Source organism: Aeromonas aquatica (genome assembly GCF_000764655.1).
GTDB classification, from domain to species: Bacteria; Pseudomonadota; Gammaproteobacteria; order Enterobacterales; family Aeromonadaceae; genus Aeromonas; species Aeromonas aquatica.
Map to the genome: position 1 here is coordinate 23,222 of NZ_JRGL01000009.1, position 24,036 is coordinate 47,257.

Annotated in this window: 21 protein-coding genes; 10 read left to right on the forward strand and 11 right to left on the reverse strand. The window is 61.4% G+C overall.

What is annotated here, in order from left to right; translation table 11 throughout:
• Positions 1-406 precede the first annotated feature (406 nt).
• The 5 genes from gcvT to LG30_RS0102165 all read left to right on the forward strand — a co-directional run bounded on the left by gcvT (position 407) and on the right by LG30_RS0102165 (position 7,750).
• Entirely contained in the window at positions 407-1,504 is a 1,098-nt protein-coding gene (gene gcvT, locus LG30_RS0102145) for a glycine cleavage system aminomethyltransferase GcvT (RefSeq protein WP_033129071.1), read from the forward strand.
• Between the two features lie 78 nt (positions 1,505-1,582).
• On the forward strand, positions 1,583-1,972 hold the full coding sequence (gene gcvH / locus LG30_RS0102150; RefSeq protein WP_033129072.1) for a glycine cleavage system protein GcvH: 390 nt from the start codon (positions 1,583-1,585) through the stop codon (positions 1,970-1,972).
• A 265-nt stretch (positions 1,973-2,237) separates the two neighbouring features.
• Positions 2,238-5,114: an aminomethyl-transferring glycine dehydrogenase gene (gcvP, locus tag LG30_RS0102155; RefSeq protein WP_033129073.1), complete on the forward strand. Its 2,877-nt coding sequence runs from the start codon at positions 2,238-2,240 to the stop codon at positions 5,112-5,114.
• 362 nt (positions 5,115-5,476) lie between these two features.
• The gene (locus tag LG30_RS0102160) at positions 5,477-7,171 is read left to right on the forward strand and encodes a DUF3466 family protein (protein WP_033129074.1); all 1,695 of its coding nucleotides are present in this window, start codon (positions 5,477-5,479) and stop codon (positions 7,169-7,171) included.
• A 36-nt stretch (positions 7,172-7,207) separates the two neighbouring features.
• Entirely contained in the window at positions 7,208-7,750 is a 543-nt protein-coding gene (locus tag LG30_RS0102165) for an EF-hand domain-containing protein (protein ID WP_238566366.1), read from the forward strand.
• Between the two features lie 166 nt (positions 7,751-7,916).
• Here LG30_RS0102165 and LG30_RS0102170 read toward each other — a convergent pair whose 3' ends face one another.
• A complete protein-coding gene (locus LG30_RS0102170; RefSeq protein WP_081965945.1) occupies positions 7,917-8,180 on the reverse strand; it encodes a VOC family protein in 264 nt (87 codons plus the stop codon).
• 84 nt (positions 8,181-8,264) lie between these two features.
• Positions 8,265-8,513: a 3-methyl-2-oxobutanoate hydroxymethyltransferase gene (locus tag LG30_RS0102175; protein ID WP_238566367.1), complete on the reverse strand. Its 249-nt coding sequence runs from the start codon at positions 8,511-8,513 to the stop codon at positions 8,265-8,267.
• A 65-nt stretch (positions 8,514-8,578) separates the two neighbouring features.
• Between LG30_RS0102175 and LG30_RS0102180 the strand changes: the two genes are divergently transcribed.
• Positions 8,579-8,896: an Lrp/AsnC family transcriptional regulator gene (locus LG30_RS0102180; protein WP_081965949.1), complete on the forward strand. Its 318-nt coding sequence runs from the start codon at positions 8,579-8,581 to the stop codon at positions 8,894-8,896.
• Between the two features lie 177 nt (positions 8,897-9,073).
• On the opposite strand, the gene LG30_RS0102185 is transcribed toward LG30_RS0102180, so the two are convergent.
• The 5 genes from LG30_RS0102185 to LG30_RS0102205 form a co-directional block, all read right to left on the reverse strand.
• On the reverse strand, positions 9,074-9,559 hold the full coding sequence (locus LG30_RS0102185) for a VOC family protein (protein WP_033129075.1): 486 nt from the start codon (positions 9,557-9,559) through the stop codon (positions 9,074-9,076).
• A gap of 63 nt (positions 9,560-9,622) precedes the next feature.
• Positions 9,623-10,291 (reverse strand): dihydrofolate reductase family protein, encoded by a 669-nt coding sequence (locus LG30_RS0102190; RefSeq protein ID WP_033129076.1) that lies wholly within the window; start codon positions 10,289-10,291, stop codon positions 9,623-9,625.
• 92 nt (positions 10,292-10,383) lie between these two features.
• Positions 10,384-10,590, reverse strand: a complete 207-nt coding sequence (locus LG30_RS0102195; RefSeq protein ID WP_033129077.1) for a hypothetical protein — start codon at positions 10,588-10,590, stop codon at positions 10,384-10,386.
• A gap of 338 nt (positions 10,591-10,928) precedes the next feature.
• Positions 10,929-12,137: an EAL domain-containing response regulator gene (locus tag LG30_RS0102200; RefSeq protein ID WP_033129078.1), complete on the reverse strand. Its 1,209-nt coding sequence runs from the start codon at positions 12,135-12,137 to the stop codon at positions 10,929-10,931.
• Positions 12,118-16,374, reverse strand: coding sequence for an ATP-binding protein (locus tag LG30_RS0102205; protein WP_152598983.1), 4,257 nt, complete (start codon positions 16,372-16,374; stop codon positions 12,118-12,120). The genes LG30_RS0102200 and LG30_RS0102205 overlap by 20 nt, the downstream gene beginning before the upstream one ends.
• 146 nt (positions 16,375-16,520) lie before the next feature.
• Between LG30_RS0102205 and LG30_RS0102210 the strand changes: the two genes are divergently transcribed.
• The gene (locus LG30_RS0102210) at positions 16,521-17,267 is read left to right on the forward strand and encodes a class I SAM-dependent methyltransferase (RefSeq protein WP_033129079.1); all 747 of its coding nucleotides are present in this window, start codon (positions 16,521-16,523) and stop codon (positions 17,265-17,267) included.
• Between the two features lie 100 nt (positions 17,268-17,367).
• On the opposite strand, the gene LG30_RS0102215 is transcribed toward LG30_RS0102210, so the two are convergent.
• The 4 genes from LG30_RS0102215 to LG30_RS0102230 form a co-directional block, all read right to left on the reverse strand.
• Positions 17,368-17,613, reverse strand: a complete 246-nt coding sequence (locus LG30_RS0102215) for a hypothetical protein (protein WP_033129080.1) — start codon at positions 17,611-17,613, stop codon at positions 17,368-17,370.
• A 128-nt stretch (positions 17,614-17,741) separates the two neighbouring features.
• The gene (gene ahpF, locus LG30_RS0102220) at positions 17,742-19,328 is read right to left on the reverse strand and encodes an alkyl hydroperoxide reductase subunit F (protein WP_033129081.1); all 1,587 of its coding nucleotides are present in this window, start codon (positions 19,326-19,328) and stop codon (positions 17,742-17,744) included.
• A gap of 126 nt (positions 19,329-19,454) precedes the next feature.
• Positions 19,455-20,021 (reverse strand): alkyl hydroperoxide reductase subunit C, encoded by a 567-nt coding sequence (ahpC, locus tag LG30_RS0102225; protein WP_033129082.1) that lies wholly within the window; start codon positions 20,019-20,021, stop codon positions 19,455-19,457.
• Positions 20,022-20,663: 642 nt separating this feature from the next.
• On the reverse strand, positions 20,664-21,110 hold the full coding sequence (locus LG30_RS0102230; RefSeq protein ID WP_033129083.1) for a CBS domain-containing protein: 447 nt from the start codon (positions 21,108-21,110) through the stop codon (positions 20,664-20,666).
• A gap of 211 nt (positions 21,111-21,321) precedes the next feature.
• Here LG30_RS0102230 and queA point away from each other — a divergent pair, with 211 nt between their 5' ends.
• The 3 genes from queA (at position 21,322) to yajC (ending at position 24,035) form a co-directional block, all read left to right on the forward strand.
• Positions 21,322-22,389, forward strand: coding sequence for a tRNA preQ1(34) S-adenosylmethionine ribosyltransferase-isomerase QueA (queA, locus tag LG30_RS0102235; RefSeq protein WP_033129084.1), 1,068 nt, complete (start codon positions 21,322-21,324; stop codon positions 22,387-22,389).
• A 117-nt stretch (positions 22,390-22,506) separates the two neighbouring features.
• Positions 22,507-23,643: a tRNA guanosine(34) transglycosylase Tgt gene (gene tgt / locus LG30_RS0102240; protein WP_033129085.1), complete on the forward strand. Its 1,137-nt coding sequence runs from the start codon at positions 22,507-22,509 to the stop codon at positions 23,641-23,643.
• A gap of 56 nt (positions 23,644-23,699) precedes the next feature.
• Complete coding sequence (gene yajC / locus LG30_RS0102245) at positions 23,700-24,035, forward strand: preprotein translocase subunit YajC (protein WP_033129086.1); 336 nt, start codon at positions 23,700-23,702, stop codon at positions 24,033-24,035.
• The last annotated feature ends 1 nt before the right edge of the window (position 24,036 follow it).

Consider the following 24,036-nt stretch of genomic DNA (forward strand, 5'->3'; position numbering starts at 1 on the left):
ATTATTCGCGGTTTTTCACAATAAAACTAATCTGATGAGGCGAAATGCCCCTCCGAGGCACTAGCCTTTAATGTTGGCGAGAGGCGAAACGTTTTTCTTTAAATTGTGACGAAACGGTGAAAATCAACATTAAATCCCGCAAAAGCCGGTTATCCACTGTTTTTATCACTGTTTTTGCCTTAGTGTCTGGTGTCAGTTTTACGGGGGTGGATTAGTTTTTTTTGAGCGGTAGCATGTCGCTCTTGTCATATAATCCGCTCCGTTCAAGGAATCACTCTTGCCCGGCAAGGGCAGGAACGAGCACAGACCTTGTGATCCTGTCTCTCTTCCCGAGAGGTAAGCGAGATGGAGGGGTCGCGAGTGTTGTCGCTAACGCTTTAGGGCTCTTTGCTAAGGAAAGAATGCGATGATCCAGACTACTGTACTGCATCCCAAGCACCTGGAAGCCGGCGCCAAGATGGTGGACTTCCACGGGTGGGAGATGCCCATCAATTACGGCTCCCAGCTCGAAGAGCACCACAGCGTGCGCAGCGATGCGGGCATGTTCGATGTCTCCCACATGACCATCGTCGACTTGACCGGCGAACGCGTCAAAGCCTTCCTGCAACATCTGCTGGCCAACGACGTGGCCAAGCTCACCGTCCCCGGCAAGGCCCTCTACAGCGGCATGCTCAACCCGGAAGGCGGCGTCATCGATGACCTCATCACCTATTATCTCGGCGATACCTTCTACCGCCTGGTGGTGAACTCCGCCACCCGCGAGAAAGATCTGGCCTGGATCCGTCACCACGCCATCGACTTTGCCGTGAGCGTCACCGAGCGCCCCGAGCTCGCCATGATCGCGGTGCAGGGCCCGCAGGCCAAGGCCAAGGCAGCCAAGGTGTTCAGCGCCGAGCAAAACGCGGCCGTCACCGGCATGAAGCCCTTCTTCGGCGTGCAGGCGGGGGATCTGTTCATCGCCACCACCGGCTACACCGGCGAAGACGGATACGAAATAGTGGTGCCCGAGCCCCAAGCCTGTGCCCTCTGGCAGGCGCTGCTGGACAACGGCGTGGCCCCCTGTGGCCTGGGTGCCCGCGACACCCTGCGCCTGGAAGCCGGCATGAACCTCTACGGTCAGGACATGGATGAGTCGGTTTCTCCGCTCGCCGCCAACATGGCCTGGACCCTGGCCTGGGAGCCCGCCGATCGCCAGTTCATCGGCCGCGCCGCGCTGGAGGCCCAGAAGGCCGCCGGTACTAGCCCTAAGCTGGTTGGTCTGGTGATGGAAGAGAAAGGGGTGCTGCGTGCCGGCATGCCGATCACCTTCACCAGCGCCAGCGGCGAGCCGCGCGAAGGGGTGATCACCTCCGGCTCCTTCTCGCCGACCCTGGGCTACAGCATCGCCCTGGCGCGGGTGCCCCGTGACATCGGCAGCGAGGCTCAGGTCGAGATCCGCAAGAAGCTGGTCACCGTGAAGGTCACCAAGCCGGCCTTCGTGCGTAACGGCCAGCCACTGGTGTAACAATCTATTGCGGCGCAGGGAGTCACCCTTCGCCGATTCTTTTTGTCGAAGCGATTCAAGAGCATAAAGGAAGCACAAATGAGCCATATCCCGAGCGAACTGAAATATGCCACCTCCCATGAGTGGGTCCGTGTTGAAGCCAACGGTGAGGCCGTGGTCGGTATCACCGAGCACGCCCAGGACTTGCTGGGAGACATGGTGTTTGTCGATCTGCCGGAAGTGGGCAAGCAAATCGGTGCCGGTGAAGACTGCGCCGTGGCCGAGTCGGTGAAAGCCGCCTCCGACATCTATAGCCCGGTGAGCGGCGAAATCATCGCCATCAACGAAGAGCTGGAAGGCAGCCCCGAGCTGGTCAACTCCGACCCCTACGGCGCCGGCTGGCTGTTCCGCATCAAGCTGGACGACGCCGGCGAGCTCGCCAACCTGCTGGATGCCGATGGCTACCAGAACGTGGTGGACGAAGCGTAATCCTGTTGGGCCCTGCAATCTTTGCAGGGCCTTTTTGTATGGCCGCCAGCGACATGACGTCGTGTGGCGGTCGGGTGAAGTCGCCCGCGCCAGCCCGTCCGATCCCGTTGGATGAGACGGGCAGGCCGCCAGAACCGCGACCCCCACGGATGCGCCAGGCGCATCCCGTGTCCGCACATGGTGCCAGCGACACATAGAACATGAGTGGAGTCGGCGCCGCCGGCTCGGGAATATCTATCAGGACTTATTTAGCAGGAATAGGGAAATGACCCAGTCACTGTTTGAACTCGAACAAAAAACCGATTTCATCCGCCGCCACATAGGCCCGGGTGAGGAAGAGCTGCGTGCCCTGCTGGCGGAAGTCGGCGCCGAGAGCCTGGACGATCTCATCGATCAGACGGTGCCCGCCGCCATCCGCCGCCCCGGCCCCCTCGGCATCGGCGCCCCCATGACCGAGGTCGAGGCGCTGGCCAAGCTCAGGGGCTACGCCGCCCAGAACCGGATCGCCAAGAGTTACATCGGCATGGGTTATCACGACACCCACGTGCCCCACGTCATCTTGCGCAACGTGCTGGAAAACCCGGGCTGGTACACTGCCTACACCCCCTATCAGCCCGAGCTGGCCCAGGGCCGTCTCGAGGCGCTGCTCAACTTCCAGCAGCTCACCCTGGATCTCACGGGTATGGACTTGGCCAGCGCCTCCCTGCTGGATGAGGCCACCGCCGCTGCCGAAGCCATGGCGCTCGCGAAACGCATGGCCAAGTCCAAGTCCAACCTCTTCTTCGTGGCCGACGACGTGCACCCCCAGGTGATCGACGTGGTCAAGGAGCGCGCTGTGCACTTCGGTTTCGAGGTCGCCGTCGGTCCCGCCTCCGAGGCGGTGAGCGAGGAGGTGTTCGGTGCCATGTTCCAGTACCCCGGCACCACCGGCAATGTGACCGATCTGCGCGCCTTGATCGCCGCGGTCCAGGCCCAGAAGGGGCTGGCCTGCGTCGGTACCGACATGCTCTCCCTGCTGCTGCTCAAATCCCCGGGTGAGCTGGGGGCTGACGTGGTGTTCGGCTCCGCCCAGCGCTTCGGCGTGCCCATGGGCTACGGTGGCCCGCACGCCGCCTTCTTCGCCACCCGCGACGCCTACAAGCGCTCCATGCCGGGCCGCATCATCGGTGTCTCCAGGGATGCCCGTGGCAAATCTGCGCTGCGCATGGCGATGCAGACCCGTGAACAGCATATCCGTCGCGAGAAGGCGAACTCCAACATCTGTACCGCTCAGGTGCTGCTGGCCAACATGGCGAGCTTCTACGCCGTCTACCACGGCCCGGTGGGGCTGAAAACCATCGCCTCCCGCGTGCACCGTCTGACCAGCATCCTGGCGCTGGGGCTCAAGACCAAGGGGCTGAGCCTCAAGCACGACAGCTGGTTCGATACCCTCACCGTGTTGACCGCGGGCAAATCCGAGCTGATCGCCAAGGCCGAAGGGCTGGGCATCAACCTGCGTGCCGATCTGGATGGCGCTGTGGGCGTGTCCCTGTCCGAAACCACCACCCGCGAGGACGTGGCCGAGCTGTTTGATCTCTTCCTCGGCCTGGGTCATGGCCTGGATGTCGCCGCTCTGGATGCCAAGGCACAGGCGCACCACGCCATCGCGCCGGATCTGCTGCGTACCGACGCCGTGCTGACCCACGAGGTGTTCAACAAGTACCACTCCGAGACCGAGATGTTGCGCTACATCCACCGTCTCGAGGCCAAGGATCTGGCCCTCAACTACGCCATGATCTCCCTGGGCTCCTGCACCATGAAGCTCAACGCCACCGCCGAGATGATCCCGGTGACCTGGCCCGAGTTTGGCAAGTTGCACCCCTTCGCGCCGCTGGCCCAGACCCAGGGTTACCAGCTGCTGCTGGCAGATCTGGAAGACTGGCTGGTGAAGGTGACAGGTTATGACGCCGTCTGCATGCAGCCGAACTCCGGCGCTCAGGGCGAATACGCCGGTCTGCTTGCCATCAAGAAGTATCACGAGTCCCGCGGCGAAGGGCATCGCGACGTCTGTCTCATCCCGGCATCGGCCCACGGTACCAACCCGGCCTCCGCCCAGATGGCGGGCCTCAAGGTCATAGTCACCGCCTGCGACAAGTTCGGTAACGTGGATCTCGACGATCTGCGCGCCAAGGCCGCCGAGGTGGGGGATCAGCTCTCCTGCCTGATGGTGACCTACCCCTCCACCCACGGGGTGTACGAGGAGACCATCAAGGAGGTGTGCGACATCGTTCACCAATATGGCGGTCAGGTGTATCTGGACGGCGCCAATATGAACGCGCAAGTAGGTTTGACGGCGCCAGGCTTTATCGGCGCGGACGTGTCGCACCTCAACCTGCACAAGACCTTCGCCATTCCCCATGGCGGTGGCGGCCCGGGCATGGGCCCCATCGGCGTCAAGCAGCATCTGGCGCCGTTCGTGGCCGGTCATGCCGTAGTGAAGACCGACAAGGAGAGCCGCAACAACGGCGCCGTCTCTGCGGCACCGTTCGGTTCGGCCAGCATACTGCCCATCAGCTGGATGTACATCGCCATGCTGGGTGACGAGGGGCTGAAAAAATCCACCCAGGTGGCCATCCTCAACGCCAACTACCTGGCCAAGAAGCTGGGGGAATCCTTCCCCGTGCTCTACACCGGTCGCAACAACCGCGTGGCCCACGAGTGCATCCTGGACATCCGTCCGCTCAAGGAAGCCTCCGGCATCAGCGAGATGGACGTGGCCAAGCGGCTGATGGACTACGGCTTCCACGCGCCGACCATGAGCTTCCCGGTGGCGGGTACCCTGATGGTCGAGCCGACCGAATCCGAATCCAAGCGCGAGCTGGATCGCTTCGTCGAGGCCATGACCCGCATCCGCGCCGAGATCGGCAAGGTGCAGGACGGCCACTGGAGTCTGACAGACAACCCGTTGGTCAACGCACCCCACACCCAGGATGATGTGATGGACGAGCAGTGGGCACGCGGTTACAGCCGTGCCGAGGCGGTCTTCCCCTCCGACGCCGTGCGGGCCAGCAAGCTGTGGCCCTCGGTCAACCGCATCGACGATGTGTACGGGGATCGCAACCTGTTCTGCTCCTGCATCCCGACCGAGGATTACGCCAAGTAATAGCGGTGGTGATTAGGGAAAAGTAAGTTGGAAACAAGAAGGCCTTGCATCAGCAAGGCCTTTTTTGTCTGCCATGGGACGATACTGTGAGAGGTGGGGCACCCTTGGGGTGTTCGCGGCGAGGGTAGCCGACGAACTCCTGCACCAAGTCGGGTCTAGGCTCAAAAAACGGTTATGTGCTGCATATTTGACGGATATTGATAGATGAGTAATTATGCCCGCTTGGTGGTAGTACATACGAGGCAATCCACCCCGTAGCGCACCCAAGCGACGCCGGTCAGAGCGGCCGGATAGACTGACAGATGCTGTACCCAGCAAGGAGGATTGGGAACGCATTGAACAAACAGGACGTTAGGAAGTCGATGAAAAAGCCATTATCCATGCTCGCCATCCTGGTGGCTGTCAGCCCCCTCGCGCAGGCGTCACAGTCTCCTTTCTTCACCATCGTCGATGATGAGATCCAGGGTTATGCCACCGGGATCAGCGAGGATGGCAGCCAGCTCGTCGGGATCAACACCAAAAACAATCAGGCCGACTACTTCTCCACGGTGCCCTTTGCCGACTTCCTGGTCGACCGGTTCCGGTTTGATGACAAGTGCATGCTCTCCGACAACGCCTGTGACGCCTTCTGGGGGGAGACTGAGCCCGGCTTTGCACATCAATGGCGCACCGACTTTCTGGATGACATCGATCAACGCAGCAACGTGGGAGGCGAGGGCGGTAGCGAGTCCGATGGCCTGATCACCGCACTGGGCGAAACCGCATCCACGCGGGTGGGCTACCAGATCCAAGAAAAGACCTCAGGCAAGGTGACTGGCATGAAACTGCGCACCGCCTTTGCCGTCATCGACAATGGTGCCCCCGTTTTCCTCTTCGATGAGGCCAGCGATGAGAACCATGAACCGCATAGTCTGAGCGTGGCGACCGGCATCAAGCGGCTGGATGACGATGAGCTCCTGGTGTTTGGCACCTCGGCCACGGGCCGAAACAAATCGCACTCGGTGGATGACGAGCCCTATGAATTTTGTTTCGCTGGACTCGATGACAAGGAGGAGGACGAGAACGCATTCAGGGAACTCAGCGAATACCGCTATTGCCCGGGGGTCGATACCCAGGCCAGCTTCTGGTGGCTGAAAAATGACGGCAGCCTCAAGGAGCTGCTGCTGCCCGAGCAGTATGCCTCCGGCGACAACCAGAGCGAGGCGCTGCAGACGGCTTCCGTCCTGGGCGTCGCCGAGGTATTCGATGGTAGAGACTGGTTTGGTGTGGGTTACAGCACAGTCGTTACAGGAAATGAGGAGCAGGTAGCCCTGCGGGGGCGTAACCTCGCGACCTACTGGCAACTGGATCTGGAGGGGACTGGCAAGGTGCACGAGACCACCGTCATTCCGTTGCCCGCCGGGGAGCCGGGGGGCGATCTGCGCCACACCTGGGCGGTCGGCATCAATGAGAATGGTTATGTGATAGGTAACCAGCGCCAGGCAACCGCGAAGGGGGAAAATCGCCCGGTGGAGATGTTTGTCTTCAACCTGGCCACCCCCGAGGTGGCAGCCGTCGTTCCCCTGCAAGACGACCCCATCGTCGGTGCCGGCTCCGAGGCGGCGGCGATCAACGACCACGACATGGTGGTGGGTTGGCGGGATGCCCGTGGCCAGGATGACAACGTCGTCGATGGCGCTGCCAATCGCCTGCAGGAGGCCTTCCTGCTCGATGCCCCGACCGGCAATAACTGGTACATCAACGACCTTATCTGCGGATTGGACGACGATGGCGAGAAGCTGTGCCAGCAGAACGGTTTCTACTATCACATCGCCAATGCCGTCGACATCAGCAGCGATGGCACCGTCGCCGCCACGGCCTATCGCTACAGCAGTGAGAGCGATCTCAACGAACGCATCAACGAGACGGTCGTCAGCGTCAGGCTGGTGCCGGTCGAGAAAGATTACGAGGGTGACACACCCGAAGATTATGAGGTCAGCGAGGACGGTGGCGGCAGCGCGTTCTGGCTGATGTTGTTGATGCTGCCCTTCGTCTGGTGGCGCCGTTACCAGCGGTAACAGTGAACCTGACAGAGGGTGGTGTGCAGTGCTGCCATGAGTGACATCGCCCCTCATTTCTGTGCCATCGTTAGGGTCGACGGCTCAACCTTCACCCGCCGTGGGTATCAATCCGGCATCGACCGGTGTTTCTACATAAAGGGAGACTTTTCCATGTTCAAGCCTTATCTACTTCCACTCTTGCTGCTCGGTGGCATGGCTGCTGCGGCGACCCCTCCGGCGTCCGACGAGCCTATGATCAAGGGCGACATCACCAAGGCCCAGTTTATGGACAGGGCAGAGAAGCGTTTCGTCAGGCGGGACACGAATGGTGATGGCATTCTGCAGGTGGCCGAGAAGGAGGCGGCCATGGCGAAGATGCATGAGATGATGAAACAGGCGGGCAAGATCCCCTCCGACAAGATGGCCAAGATGAAACCCATGAATGACACGACCAAGGCACAATTCATGGTGCGGCAGGAGAAGATATTCAGCCATCTCGACAAGAATGGTGACGGCGTCATCAGCGAAGCAGAAAGAAGTGCGATGAAGGAAAAGATGCAGCAGCACCGGCAGGATATGGACGATCCAGCCATGTGATGGCGAGGGAGCCAAGTCTTGCTTGAGTACTGCACAGCAAGCAGGCCATGGCTTCCAACATTGGGGTCGCCAAGTCAGCGACTGGCATTATCCGCCAGCCCAACAGGCTGGTTTGTTCACCGACAATCGAGTGGGAAATCGGAGGCCCTGCATCAGCAGGGCTTTTTTATTGCGATGAACGCTTCAGCCTCGCCGCCTCTATGGCCGCGATGTCGATCTTGCTCATCTGCATCATCGCCTGAATGGGTGCCTGGCGCCTGGCTGCGGCGAGATCGGGGTCGGCAATCGCTTGGGTCAGGGCGATCGGGGTGACCTGCCATGACAAGCCCCATTTGTCACTGCACCAGCCACACTCGTTCACCTGGTCGCCGTTGTCGATGATGGCGTGCCAGTCGCGACTCGTCTCGGCCTGGGAGGGTGAATAAGCCATAAGCCCTGTGTAAAAGCCTCCGTTTTTTAGAGCTCGGTTTGTATCGGGTCTCGGTGACAAGTGGTTTCCAGCCGGTTTGTTGCGTCAGAAGCTGTGTTCGGGGTCAGGGAAGGATCCCGCCTCGACATCGGTAGCGTAGTTGCACGCCGCCTGGTGCAGCAGGGGGCGCATGTCGGCGTACTGCTTGACGAATCGTGGCAGACGCCCGGTTCGCAATCCCGCCATATCTTGCCAGACCAGCATCTGGGCATCGCAGTGGACTCGGGTGCCTATGCCTACGGTGGGGATGGCGACCGCCGCCGTGATCTTCTCGGCCACCTCGACCGGTACCATCTCTATGAGCAGGGCAAAGGCACCGGCGGCTTCGAAGGCGAGGGCGCGCCCTCGAAGAGACGGGAGTGATCAGGGGCTATCGCGCGCAGCTCGATCCCGGCAACCTCGGCCTTAACTTCTCCGCCATCGTGTTTGTCACCCTGAGGGAGGGGGATCGCCAGGCCGTCGCCACTTTCGAACAAGCCCTCGTGGCGATCCCTCAGGTCATCCAGGCGCAGCGGTTGTTTGGCGATCCCGATTACTTGCTAAACGTCATTACCCGGGATCTTCCCGCCTTCCAGCGTTTGTATGATGCGCAGTTGTCGGCCCTGCCCAGTGTCCAGCGTCTCACCTCTACCCTCGTCATGAAGAGCGTCGTGCAAGACAGGCCTCTGCCGTTATGAAGGGGAGAGGAAACGTTCCGTGATGATGCCAGTCATCTGCCGATATGCAGGTTCATGGGCGGGCAGCTGCCTGTTGTTTAGCTTCACGCCAGTAAAAAGCCCCCGTCAATTGACGGGGGCTTTGCATTTTCGCAGAGTGCGGGTCAGTGCATGGGGCATACAACGACGATGGAGGCCTCAGCCACGCCGCGCTGCCTCTATGGTGGCGATATCGATCTTGCTCATCTGCATCATGGCCTCGAACGCGCGCCTGGCGGCGGCGAGGTCGGGGTCGGCAATCGCCTGGGTCAGGGCGAGGGGCGTGATCTGCCATGACAGGCCCCATTTGTCCTGGCACCAGCCGCACTCGCTCGCCTGGCCGCCGTTGTCGATGATGGCATGCCAGTAGCGATCCGTCTCGGCCTGGGTCTCGGTGGCTATCTGAAACGAGAACGCCCAGCTGTGCTTGACTCCTGGTCCGCCATTGAGGCCGAGGCAGGGTATGCCCATCAGGGTGAATTCGACCGTCAGCAGATCCCCCCGTTTGCCCGACGGATAGTCTGCCGGGGCGCGACACAGTGCGCCGACGGACGAGTCGGGAAAGGTGCTGGCATAAAACCGCGCCGCCTCTTCGGCATCATGGTCGTACCAGAGGCAAATTCTGTTCTTCGCTGATTGCATCATCTCAATTTCTCCGTTGATAAACCGCCTTTCGCCGCCGTCAAGGAGCGAACACTGCGCTGCAGATCACCATCTCTCATCGGCCATCTGCTGGCGCCTTGCCAGCTCCCTCTCGCTCGGCTCGTTACCCGGGAAGGTGCCGGGCTGGATGTGGCCGTCCAGCACATAGGTGCTCATCACCACGCCGGTGTTTGATACCAAAGAGCGGACGAGCCGCAGCGCCGAGGGGCTGGCGCGCTCGCCGAACAGGCGCTTGCCTCGTCCAAGCACCAGGGGGAAGGTCCACAGGTTGTATTCGTCGATCAGGGACGCGGCCTGGAGCGTCTGGATCAGCTGGCTGCTGCCAATCGTCTGAAGATCGGGGCCGGGCTGGGCCTTGAGCGCGGCGATGGCCGAGACGACATCCCCCTGCAGCAGGCTCGAATTGTGCCAATGAAGGTGCGTCAGGGTGCGCGAGGCGACGTGTTTCCTGGCCGCATTGAGGGTCCTGGCGATCGGGTGTTCCGCCGACTGATAAGGCCAGTAGGCCTCGAAGATCTGATAAGTCCGGCGGCCGAGCACCAGCTCGCGATCCTTGCCGTCAAAGCCCGCGGCCGAGATGTCCATGCCGGGATCTGCATAGCCGACCATCCAGCCGCCGAGGCCAAAGCCACCGGTGGGATCTTCTGCTGGTCCGCCGGGGGCCTGCATGATGCCGTCGAGGGAGACGAAGGCAGAGACGATGAGTCTTCTCATCAGGATGCTCCTGTGGTGCGAGTGGGCCTGGTGCCGGGCTCAAACCGACGGCGGCTGAGCCTGTAGTACATGAGCAAGTGCCATGCTGCCCGCTACTGGGGGGTGGTCGCCGAGGCTGCCGTCTCGGTACTTTGCATGGCGGCGCTCAGCTCCAGCTTGAATTGATCCAGCTGCGCCTTGGCCTGTTGGGCCTGCTCTGCCTGGAGCTTCCCCGTGGTGGCCGCGGTGCCGGCCAGCTCGGGGCCGCAGCCGCCGAGCAGCAGGGCGATGAGGGGCAACAGGTATCTGGATATCGACATGGGTTCTCCCGTCTGTCTCGTGGTGCCATCATCTGCGCCCTGCTCTTGTGGGGTCGCCCAAGGTTTGAGTGTAGCGGCAGCCTGACGCAGGCCACCGGTTCGGCGAGGTGTTGGTAGCGATACGCCAGGCGGATCCGAAGTGCAGGGTCTTCTTTGCCGTTCTTTGAGGCAACTTATCCAAGTCGGGGAGGGGAGTTGCCCCATCCAGGTGCCGGGGCCTGATCTGACCGAGCGTCTGTTGAAGGGGTTGTCAGCGGGTTGTTCCTGTGACCGAACCCGGATGCCCGGCAATAAAAACGCCGATCACAGGATCGGCGTCTTGTTGGTCGGCGCTGGCGCTATGCCCGCGGGACAGGGCCGGTGGCCCGCCAGCGGCTGTGCCACAGGGCCAGCTGATCGCGCGGCATGGGGTGCCCCACGTAATAGCCCTGGCACTCGTCGCACCCAAGGCGAGCCAGCTGATCCCAGGTTCCCTCGTCCTCCACCCCCTCGGCGACTGACTTGAGGCCTATCTTGTGCGCCAGGATCAGGGTCGACTCTATGATGGCGAGCCGCACCGGATCCTCATGGCAGCGATCGACGAAGCTGCGATCCAGCTTGAGCTCGGTGAAGGGCAGCTGGTTGAGCTGCTGCATCGAGGAGTAGCCGGTGCCAAAGTCATCGATGGAGAGGCCAAAGCCGTGCATCCGCAGCCGGCTTAGTCGCTCGAGGGATTGGCCGAGATCCTTGACGAAGGCGCTCTCTGTTACCTCCAGGGTGATGAGCTCGGGAGCGATCCCCCTCGATTCGCACAACGCGAGCAAGCGATCGCACAGATCCCCCTCGACCAGGCTGACGCTGGAGAGATTCATCGACAGCCTGATGGTCGAGCTGGCCGCCAGCCAGCCCTCCAGATCCCTCAGGCCTTGCTCGATGAGGTGCTCGGTCAAGGGGTCGATGAGGCCACTCTCCTCGGCCAAGGGGATGAAACGAGCGGGCGCTATGATGCCAAGGGTCGGGTGCTGCCAGCGGGCCAGCGCCTCCACCCCCAGCCACTCGCCGGTGGCGAGGCTCACTTTGGGCTGATACCAGGGCACTATTTCCCCCAGCGCCAGCGCCCTGGCGAGATCGGCTGCCTCGATGAGCGGACCTGTACCCGCCTGCTGCCGGCTGTCATCCGGCGCCCAGCTGGCGAGCAGCTCGGCGAGTCGCCCCAGGCTGGCGGGCTTATCCAGCCGGCCGAGCACCCGCAGGCCGTAGGCGTCGCTCATCCGTCGCACCGCCTCGACCACGTCCTCCTCGAGGGCGCTCACCAGTATGATGCCACCGCGAAACCCGTTCAGGGAGAGGCGGCGCAGCAGTGCCATGCCATCCATACCGGGCATGCGCAGATCGCAGAGGAGGATATCTACCTGCTGCTGTTGGCACAGGGCCAGCGCTGCCTCGCCATCTGCGGCCTCCAGCGGTACCCGGTAACCCAGGGCCTGGATCTGGTGCATCAGTACCTTGCGCTGAAAGGCGTTGTCTTCCACCACCAGAAGGGAAATGTCAGAGGGGAGGTTGTTCATTGAGCCATGCTCCTATCTCGCTGCCGATCGCCTGCATCCTGCCTTGCAGTCGACGCACCAGCTCGGCCAATGGCGCCGCTTGTTGCTGCTTGCAGCAGTGCTCCACGGCCTGTGCCAGCTCGGCCAGCTCGCTCTCGCCTGTCATCTGGGCCGCCCCCATGATGCTATGGGCCGCATTGAACAAGCGGTCCCACGCCAGCTCGGGTAGCGAGCCCTGCAGGCGCGCCAGATCGATACCGTTGCTGTTCACATATTCTGCCGCCAGGGTTCGGGCCACGGTTTCGCCGCCAAACAGGGCTATCCAGCGCTCCCTCATGGCGCTGCCTGCCGGCACTCCCGGGGCAAGCTCGGGTGCCGGCATCAGATACTCTCCCAGTATCCGACCGAGATCCTCCAGAGTGTAGGGCTTGTAGAGCATCTGGGTCATGCCAGCCCGGTCGCTCTGGCGACTCACCTCCCTGGAGGCATCCGCGGTCACGCCTATGATGGGTGCCGTCACCCCCAGATCACGCAGGGCCGCCGTCAGGCGGTAGCCATCGAGGGCGGGCATGTGGCAGTCGGTGAGCAGCAGATCGAAGTGGCCCTTCTGCCAGGCATCCAGCGCCAGCCTCCCGTTTTCACACAACTCGAACTCCACGCCAAGCAGGCTGAGCTGGCGTTGCAGCAGGGCACGGTTGATGGGGTGATCTTCGGCAACCAGCACCCGGCCTCTCAACCGCTGGATGGAGGGGGTTACCAGAGACTCGCTGCCGTGTGGTGCTGTCAGTTCGAGGCAACTCTCCAGCAGCAGATCGGGGTAGAGAGGTTGGCTGCCAAGACGCAAACAGTGGCGTTGATGCAGGCTGGTGCGCAGGCTCTCCTGCTCGGACAGGAAGATGATGCGATGGCCCTGCAGCTCGGGCGTATCGAACGCCCCCTCCCTGTTCAGACTTTGTGGCGGGCAGAGCCGGTACAGATCGGCCTCGTCGAGCAGCAGCAACCCGGGGGCGAGGGATCCGCCTTGCTCGCAAAGCCGCACCTCGGCCCCGAAGCTGCGCAGCAGGGCTGCGCCATCGTACAGGGACGCCGACACCTGCCAGCGGCTGCCCGCCAGCGGCTTCTCCTCCCAGCGTGGCTCGGGCAGTGGCAGCGACAGTATGGCCCGGGTGCCCTGGCCGGGATCACTCTCGAGGCTGAGCTGGCCCCCCATCCGCTCGGCCAGATTGCGGCTGATGGCCAGCCCCAGCCCGGATCCCCCGAAGCGGCGACTGATGCTGGTCTCGCCCTGCTCGAAGGGATTGAAGAGGCGGGCCAACCGCTCGGGGGGGATGCCGATGCCGGTGTCTTCCACCCGCAACCACAGTCGCTGGTCCTGATAGGCCAGGGTGAGGGTGATGCCACCGCGTTCAGTGAACTTGATGGCATTGTGTAGCAGGTTGGAGAAGATCTGCTCCAGCCGGTTGGGATCGAGCTCGGCCCGATCCGGCAGGGCCGGATCCCACAGCAGCTGGACCTGCAACCCCTTCTGGCGGGCGGTGGCCACGTTGCTGCGCACCACGGCGCACAGCACCTCGGCCAGGCGCACCGACCTTGGGTCCAGATGCAGCTGACCAGCCTCCATCTTGGAGTAGTCGAGGATGTCGTTGACCAGATAGAGCAGGTTGTTGGCGGAGCTGACCACGTTGCGCACCAGGTAGTGCTGATCCTCGCTGAGCTGACCTAATCGCAGCAACTCCAGCATGCCGTGCATGCCGGCGATGGGGGTACGCAGCTCGTGACTCATGGTGGCGAGGAACCGATCCCGGGCCTGGGTCGCCGCCTCGGCCTTCTGGCGCGCCTCCTCGAGCGCCCGCTGCTGGGCATTCATCGCCGTGATGTCCTGCACCATGCCATACAGCACAGCATGGCCATCGAGTTGGCGCGTGACGTTGCCACGCACCTGCAGGGTACGTGCCTGGCCGTTCACCAGACGGGACGGGAAGCTGAGATCGACCCGGTTCTCTTCATTGAGCTGGCGTTCCAGCTCGGTGAGCAGCAGCGAGCGCAATTGCTCGTCAAGATGGGGGAACAGATCGTGGTACTGGTTGGTGAGCAGTTCCTCACGGGTGCGCAGATCCATCTCCTGATAGCCGGCGCTGACGTACTGGAAGTGCCCCTGACCCTCGCCCAGATACTGGAACTGGAACACGAAACCGGGAATGCTGTTGGTGAGCCGCGCCAGGCGAGCCTCGGCCTCCTTGGCGCGGGCCTGGGCATGCAATTGTTCGGTCGTGTCGGTGAGGACGGTGAGTATCCCCGCCTTTTCCCCATCCGGGCCCCGAAACAGCCGCTTGTGGTAGGTGATGAGTCGTTCGCTGCCATCGGACTGCCAGGCTTCCTGAGAGTGGAGATCCTCCCCGCTTTCCCACACCCGTGCATCTTCTCCCTGGATCCGCAGTATGACCTCAAAGGGCAGTATGTCGGTGAGCAGCGCCGCATAATCTCCGTGGGTGTCTGCGCCACCGAGGTAGAACTGGCGATATGCTCGGTTGGTGATGGTGATTTCCAGGTGTTCGTTGGTGAGCACCACCATGTTGGGCAGAGTGTCGAGCAGGGTCTCCATCAGCTGCAACTGGTGCGAGAGCTGCGCCTCGGCCCGCTGGCGCTGGCGTACCTCGCGGCTCAAGGAGCGGTTCCACAGGTAGCCCAGCAACGCCACTAGCAGTATGCCGACGATCATCCCGAGCACGATCCGCAGCAACTGGGTGCGGTTGATGCCGGTCTCAATCTTCAGGTTGAACCACTTGTCCTGCAGCAGTTGCATCTCCTGCGGGCTGACAGAACCCAGGGCCTTGTTGAGGATGCTGGCCAGCATGGGGTTGTCCTTGGCCACCGCCATCGCCATGGGCACGTCCAGCTCGTTGCCGCTGTAGGCGATGTGAAGTTTCAGGTCTGACCCACGGCGCAAGAGCTGCTCGTTGATGCCCTCACTGGCGAGGATGTAGTCCACCTTGCCCGTGGCGAGGGCGGTCAGCTGTTCATCGAAGGAGAAAAAGGGCACGGGTTCGGCCTGCCAGGCGCTGATGATGGTGATGTCTGCCGAGGCGCTGCTCGCCGCCACCCTGGCACCCTTCAGCTCCTTGAGGGAACTGAGCTCCTCTCGCGTATTGTTGGAGATGAGCAGTCGTTTCAGGGTCAGATAATCGGAGGTGAAGAGCAGGTGCTGGCGCCGCGCTGGCAGGTTGACCACAGTGGGGGCCAGCGCCAGCTTGCCCTCTTCCACCATCACCAGGGAGTTTTGCCCCTGGGTGGGGTGCAGCGTGAAGCGCAGCCCGCTGCGCCGCTCGATCAGGGTCAGCAGGTCCGCCACCAGGCCGCTGAAGCGGCCGTTCTTGTCTATCTGGCCGAGACCGACCCAGGGGCCAGGGGCGAAACTCACCTCGGGGTGAGCGGCGATCCAGGCCGATTCCTCAGAGGTGAACAGGCTGGACTTTCGCGCCTTTTTCTTCGGCTTGTTATAGGCATCGGCCAGCCGGAGGAGGGCGTGTTTATCCTGGGGGGTGAGGCTGTCCACCGCCAGGCTCAGCAACTCCCCAAGACGCACATTGTTACCCGCCGTGGTCAGGGCCAGCTGGACGGGGTCTATCCAGGGGACCTCGACCAGAGAGCGGGCCTTGACGCCCTGATTGGGGAGGCTGCTCTCCAGGTAGGGGCGATCGGAGAGGTAGGCATCCGCCAGCCCGTATTTGACCATGAACAGGGCCTCGGTATTGACGTCCACCCGCGTGATCTTCTTGAAGCCGAGGTGCTCGAGCAGATCACAGCTGTCGTAGCCACGCTCGCAGACCCACTGCATCTGCGTGGCCTGTGCCAGGCTGGGGGATTTTCCGGGCTTGCCGAGCAGCACGGCGCGGGGGATCTCGATGAGCGGCGCGGTGAAATGCATCCAGGTCTGGCGTTGGGGGGTGATGGCCACCCCCGCCAGGGCATCCACCTCACCACTGCGCAAGGCGAGCTGGGCATCGTTGAAGGTGGGATAGGCGCGGTAGTGGAGACGGAGTCCGAGCCGCTGGCTGACGGTCTGCAGGTCGTCGTGCAGCAGCCCCTGATAGTGATCCTTGCCCGAGTAGTAACTGTAAGGTGCCCAGTTGGAAGCGGGCATGCCGACCACCAGGGTCTGCTTCTCGCGCAGCCACTCTTGTTGGCCGGGGTCGAGGCGCAGGGCATAGGGGGCGGGCACCTCGGCCTGAGCGCACCTAAGGGCCAGTAAAGTCAGCAAAATCAGTAGTCTTACAATCCCACGCAAGATGGATTTCCGGGTAATGTGATGGCGGTCACAGTGTAAGGGGCTGCTCCTCGCACTGTCTATTGATAAGGTTGGTATAGACAGCTCGAATTCAGCTCAAGTTCCAAAAGGAGTGAGGCATGGACAGTACCCAGCGATTCTCGGTCCGGGTTGAGGCCTATGTGAAATACCGACCCGGATACCCGACCGCCATGCTGGACTTTCTGGTCAGGGAACTCGGCATGGGGCCCCATGCCGTGGTCGCCGATATAGGGGCGGGCACCGGCATCCTGACCGCCTTGCTCGCCCCTCGGGTGAGCAAGCTGTGGGCGGTGGAGCCCAATGCCGAGATGCGCGGCGCCGCCGTGCGGTTGCTGGCGGGCGCCGACCATATCCACTGGCTGAGCGGCAGTGCGGAGCAGACCGGGGTGCCGACGGGGGCGCTGGATCTCGTCACCGTCGCCCAGGCCTTTCACTGGTTCGATCGGACTGCCTTCAAGGCGGAATGCCGGCGCCTGTTAAAACCGGGCGGACGGGTCGCCCTTATCTGGAACGACAGGTTGACCGATACCGAATTCCTCCAGGCTTATGAGGCGGGTCTGCGTGCCTATTCGGGGGACTATGAGGAGGTCAATCATCGCAATCTCGGTGAGGCCGACTTTGACGCCTTCTTCGAGGAATATCGGCTCGATCGCTTCGATAATTGCCAGCTGTTCGACCTCGACGGCGTGCTGGGACGGCTCAACTCCTCGTCCTATGCGCCCGTCATCGGCACGCCGGCCTATGAACGGCTGACGGCGCTGATCCGTCGCGAGTTCGAGCGTTGTGCGGTCAACGGCCAGATAGCATTCAATTATCAGACCCTGGTGTACAGCGGTCGGGTCTAGGTGCTGTCTCCAAAGTGAGCGCCATGGTGTCATGGCAGCAAAAAGCCCCCGCCAACTGGTGGGGGCTTTGCGTCTCAACCCGGTCACTCTCGACGGGGCGTCAGCCCTTGTCGATGCCAAGCAAGGTCATGGCCTTGGCCAGGGTGTCGACGGATTCCTGATGCTTGCCCGCCTTGTGCAGGGTTTCCCCTTCGGCCCGCAGCTGTTTCACCTCGGCCAGCTTCTCGGCGCTCAGGGCGGGGCCGGCGGCCAGGGCATCATCGATCTTCTTCATGTCCATGGGGCAGTGGAAGGCCAGTGCGCTGCCGGCGAAGAGCAGGCCGGCCAGCAAGAGTGCCGCTTTCATGTTCAGCTCCCTGTGTGGTGGATGCTTCTCAAGGATAGCGCTCGGGCAGGTGAGTGCGGCAAGCAGGGGGCAGCGCATATGAAAAAGCCGACTCCAGGGAGTCGGCTTTTTGCGGGGTCATGAGGCTATCAGGCGGTCACGGCATCGGCCTTGACGGCGACGGCTTCCGGCGCCGCATTGCGGATGAGGTAATCGAACGCACCCAGGGCGGCGGTGGCGCCGGCACCCATGGAGATGATGATCTGCTTGAACGGCACCGTAGTGGCGTCGCCCGCGGCATAGACGCCGGGCAGGGAAGTTGCGCCCTTGGCGTCGATCTCGATCTCGCCGAAGCGGGTCAGTGCTACTTCGCTCCCCTTGAGGAACTCGGTGTTCGGCACCAGGCCGATCTGCACGAAGATACCGGCCACCGCCAGGTGCTTGATCTCACCCGTGGTGCGATCCTCGTAATCCATCCCCACCACCTTGCTGCCATCCCCGATCACTTCCGTGGTGCGGGCGCTCATGATGATGTCGATGTTGCCCATGGAGCGAGCCTTCTTCTGCAGCACGTCGTCGGCGCGCAGGGTATCGGCGAACTCCACCACAGTCACATGCTCGACGATGCCAGCCAGATCGATGGCCGCTTCGATGCCGGAGTTACCGCCACCTATCACCGCAACCCGCTTGCCCTTGAAGAAGGGACCGTCGCAGTGGGGGCAGTAGGCCACGCCCTTGGTGCGGTATTCAACTTCGCCCGGCACGTTCAGATCGCGCCAGCGGGCACCGGTGGCCAGGATCACGGCGCGGCTCTTCAAGGTGGCACCGGAGGCGAGCGCCACGTTCACGTAGCCGTCCTTGCTGATGGCGGCGGCGCGCTGCTCGGTGATCACTTCCACGCCGTACTGCTTGACGTGTTGCTCAAGGCTCGCGGCCAGCTTGGGGCCTTCGGTGTAGGGCACAGAGATGAAGTTTTCGATGCCGACGGTGTCCATCACCTGACCACCGAAGCGCTCGGCGACGATGGCGGTGCGGATCCCTTTGCGGGCGGCGTAGATGGCCGCGGCCGCGCCAGCCGGGCCACCACCGACGACCAATACGTCGTAGGGGGCTTTCTCGCTGAGCTCGGCGGCCTTGCGATCGCTTGCGCCGGTATCGAGCTTGGCGACGATCTCTTCCAGCGAGGTGCGGCCCTGGCTGAACGGCTGACCGTTCAGGTAGACGTTCGGCACCGCCATGATCTGACGCTCGTTCACCTCATCCTGGAACAAGGCACCGTCGATCATGGTGTGGGTGATGCCGGGGTTCAGGGTGGCCATCAGGTTCAGGGCCTGCACCACGTCCGGGCAGTTGTGGCAGGAGAGGGAGATATAGGTCTCGAAATGGAACTCACCCTTCAGGTTCTTGACCTGCTCCAGCACGGCCGGATCGGCCTTGGAGGGGTGGCCGCCGCTTTGCAGCAGGGCGAGCACCAGGGAGGTGAATTCATGACCCATGGGGATGCCGGCAAAATGCACGCGCGGGGCCTGGCCCTTTGGCGCGATGCTCATGGAAGGCTTGCGAGCGTTACGGCCATCGGTCATGGAAATTTTGGGGGACATCTCGCTGATTTCTGTGGCCAGGGCCAGCAGCTCCGCGGATTTGTCGCTGTCATTGCCGGACACGCTGATCTCGATGGGATTGACGATGTACTGCAGGTAACCGTTGAGTTGTTGTTTGAGGTTGGTATCTAACATGGTCGAATTCCTTCTTAATGAATGCGGGTCGGCACTTTGTAGTCAGCCTGAGAGTCGCAGGCTTGGATATCGCGGGCCGGAAAGCAGACCGGCCCTGAAACGGGCCGGTCTTGGAGAGCAGGAGGCTTAGATCTTGCCTACCAGATCCAGGGACGGGGCCAGGGTGGCATCGCCTTCTTGCCACTTGGCCGGGCACACTTCACCCGGGTGAGCGGCAACGTACTGGGCAGCTTTGACCTTGCGCAGCAGTTCCAGAGCGTCACGGCCGATGCCGCCGGCGTTGATTTCAACGATCTGGATGACTCCTTGCGGGTCGATCACGAAGGTACCGCGGTCAGCCAGACCAGCTTCTTCGATCATCACGCCGAAGTTGCGGGTGATGGCACCGGTCGGGTCGCCGATCATCGGGTACTGGATCTTCTTGATGGTGTCAGAAGTGTCGTGCCAGGCCTTGTGAGTGAAGTGGGTGTCGGTAGAGACGGCGTAGATCTCGACGCCCAGCTTCTTGAAGGAGGCATAGTTGTCTGCCAGGTCGCCCAGTTCGGTCGGGCATACGAAGGTGAAGTCAGCCGGGTAGAAGAACACCACGGACCACTTGCCTTTCAGGTCAGCGTCAGACACCTGAACGAATTTGCCATTGTGGTAGGCGGTAGCGTTGAACGGCTTGATTTCAGTGTTGATATAGGTAGACATGTATTTGCTCCTTGGTGATGTACATATGCCCGTCCGGTAGTGAAGAGTCTTGCCAGACGAGGCGCTTAACTTTCGATGGGGTCATCATAGGGCCTTTCGCTAATCGGTTAAAGCCACAATTTTGAATCACTTAAATCTACTTATTAGATAGCCCATCGCAACTGTACCTAACATGAATATCTCAGGCCTTCAGAGATAACTCATTGTCGAAGTTCAATTTCTGTCCTGCAGGTCACATTTTCAAGGCCCGGATGGGATCTTGTTTTATACGGCGAGGCAGGAAGAGGGTGGCAAAGCGCCCGGGGAGGAGAGAAGAGGGCAGGGAAGCGGATAAAAAAATCCCGGCGCCATCGCACAGACAGGGCCGGGTCATCAAACAAGGAATGGCGATATAAAAATGCTTTACAGCAAAGACTCACTACGGGGTGTGCAAACTTGCAGACATATGAAGAGAAGACATCGGGTGCACAATCCCTCATCTCCCCTTCGGCAAACATTGCATGGCGGGCATCATAGTGTGACGACGATCACAAATCAAGTGTGTGGTGTAATTTTTCAATCAAAATGAAAGGCTTTCAGATTAATGGCCGATTTTTTCGGCTGAAAACGCTTTTATTGTAATTTAATTACAGTTTTTGGCGATCAGAATTCTGAGGGTGGCTCCTGCTCTTCCATCAATTCCAGCAGATTGATGGCCACCGCGATGAAATCCGACTCCGTGACTATGCCCACCAGTTTGTGGCCCCGGATGACCGGCAGGCAGCCGTATTTGTGGCGCTGCAGGTAGAGGGCGGCCTCCTTGATGCCCGCATGGGGATCCACGCTCGCCACCTGGCGGGTCATGATCTCGTCGAGCTGGACGCTGTCGGTGAACTCCGCTTCCCGCTCCGGGTTGATGAGCAGCAGCTTGGACTCGCGGGTGGCCAGGATGTCGGTGAGGGTGACCAGACCCAGCAGGTGATGGTGGTCGTCGACGATGGGAATGTGGCGGATCCGCTCCTGCTGCATCAGGTCCATCGCCTGCTTGACGCTGTTCTGCGGACCCAAAGTGAAGGGATGTTCGGTCATGATTTCAGACAGGGTCATCATGGTGGGCCTCCTTGTGTCTCTCTCTTCACCCTAGCCCAGCCTCAGGTGCCAGAACATGATCAGGGTCAATACAGACCGTTAAAGAATCATTAACCGGATGAGTGTCTCAATATTGCTCGCTATCCCTTGCCTGCCTTGGGTTTTTGGTCTTTTGGGTTGCCTTGCAAGGAGGGGATAACTAGACTAGCCGCCGATTCCCCCGAGGTGAAAGATGCAAGTATCCGATTTTCATTTTGATCTGCCAGACGAGCTGATTGCCCGCTATCCCATGACGGAACGTACCGCCAGTCGTCTGTTGCAGCTCGATGGTCAAAGCGGCGCCCTGCGCCACGGTCAATTTGTGGATGTGCTGGACCAGCTCAATCCCGGCGATCTGCTGGTGTTCAACAACACTCGCGTCATTCCGGCGCGCATGTTTGGCCAGAAGGCCAGCGGTGGCAAGCTGGAGGTGCTGGTGGAGCGCATCCTGGACGAGCACAGCGTGCTGGCCCATGTGCGCTCTTCCAAGTCGCCCAAGCCGGGCACCCGTCTCATTCTGGATGGTAGGCCCGACGGTGAGAAAGTCGAAGCCGAGATGCGCGCCCGCCACGACGCCCTGTTCGAGATCCACTTCCTCGACCCCCGTCCCGTGCTGGAGATCCTGGAGGCCATCGGCCACATGCCGCTGCCCCCCTATATCGACCGCCCCGACGAGGATGCCGACAAGGAGCGCTACCAGACCGTCTACAACCAGAAGCCGGGCGCGGTGGCGGCACCGACCGCCGGCCTGCACTTCGATGAGCCGCTGCTCGAGCGGATCAAGGCCAAGGGCGTGGAGCTGGCCTTCGTTACCCTGCATGTGGGGGCGGGGACCTTCCAGCCGGTGCGGGTTGACAAGATTGAAGATCACCACATGCACTCGGAGTATGCCGAGGTGCCGCAGGAGGTGGTGGATGCCATCGCTGCGACCCGCGCCCGGGGTGGCCGCGTCATCGCCGTGGGTACTACCTCGGTGCGTTCCCTCGAGAGCGCCGCCAAGGTGACCCTGGCCCAGGGCAAACCCCTGGCGCCCTTTTTCAGCGACACCGACATCTTCATCTTCCCGGGCTACGAGTTCCAGATCGTCGATGCCATGGTCACCAACTTTCACCTGCCGGAATCGACCCTGATCATGCTGATCAGCGCCTTCGCCGGCTATGACCATGTGATGGCGGCCTATCAGGCGGCGGTGGCCGAGCAGTACCGTTTCTTCAGCTACGGGGATGCCATGTTCATCACCCGTCGCCGGGCAGAGGCTTGAGGCCTCGCTCTTCAGAACTTGTTCACGATCGTCGAGTAAGATCGCGCGCAGCTTCTTATATGGGTCCTCGCGGGCCCGCTGTTGTCAGACTGTTTCTCTGACTGAATCGAGGTAGCAATGAAATTTGAACTGAAAACCACCGACGGCCGTGCCCGTCGCGGCCAGCTGGTGTTCGAGCGTGGCGTGGTGCAGACCCCGGCCTTCATGCCGGTCGGCACCTACGGCACCGTCAAGGGGATGACTCCGGAAGAGGTGCGCGAGACCGGCGCCCAGATCCTGCTCGGCAACACCTTCCACCTCTGGCTGCGGCCGGGGCAGGCGGTGATGCGCGCCCACGGCGATCTGCACGACTTCATGAACTGGCAGGGCCCGATCCTGACCGACTCAGGTGGTTTCCAGGTGTTCAGCCTGGGTCACATTCGCAAGATCACCGAGGCGGGTGTGCATTTCCGTCACCCCATCAACGGCGAGAAGATCTTCCTCGACCCCGAGAAATCCATGGAGATCCAGTACGATCTGGGCTCCGACATCGTCATGATCTTCGATGAGTGCACCCCGTACCCCGCCACTTATGAAGAGGCGCGCAAGTCCATGGAGATGTCCCTGCGCTGGGGCAAGCGTTCCCGCGACAAGTTCGATGCGCTGGGCAACAAGAATGCCCTGTTCGGCATCATCCAGGGATCCGTGTATGAAGAGTTGCGGGATGTGTCGCTGAACGGCCTGCTGGACATCGGCTTCGACGGCTATGCGGTCGGTGGCCTCGCCGTGGGTGAGCCCAAGGAAGACATGCATCGGATCCTCGAGCACGTCTGTCCGAAGATCCCGGCCGACAAGCCCCGCTACCTGATGGGCGTGGGTAAGCCGGAGGATCTGGTGGAAGGGGTGCGCCGCGGCGTCGACATGTTCGACTGCGTGATGCCGACCCGCAACGCCCGCAACGGCCATCTGTTCACCACCGATGGGGTGGTCAAGATCCGCAATGCCAAGTATCGCGAAGACACCAGCACCCTGGATGCGGACTGCGATTGCTACACCTGCAAGAACTACACCCGCAGTTATCTGTACCATCTGGACAAGTGCAACGAGATCCTCGGCGCCCGTCTGAATACCATTCATAACCTGCGTTATTACCAGCGTGTCATGCAGGGTTTGCGGGACGCGATCGAGCAGGGTAAATTAGACGACTTTGTAACTGAGTTTTACCGTCGGCAAGGGAAGCCTGTGCCTCCATTAGCTGAAAACGACGCGCAATAACCGCCGCGTATCAGCTCGTTATCTTTGTGAATCTACATCAATCAAGAGGTTGTTAAATGAGCATTATCTCCAAGGCATATGCAGAAGGCGCGGTTCCGGGTGCACAGGGTGGTGGTATGGAAATGATCATCATGCTGGCCGTGTTCGGCCTTATCTTCTATTTCATGATCTATCGTCCCCAGGCCAAGCGTGCCAAGACTCACCGTGACCTGATGAGCTCTCTGGCCAAGGGTGACGAAGTGCTCACCTCCGGCGGTCTGGTTGGCAAGATCGCCAAGGTTTCCGCCGATAGCGAATACCTGGTGCTGGCCCTGAACGATCAGACTCAAGTCACCATCAAACGTGATTTCGTCTCTGCCGTTCTGCCCAAGGGTTCTATCCAGTCCCTTTAAT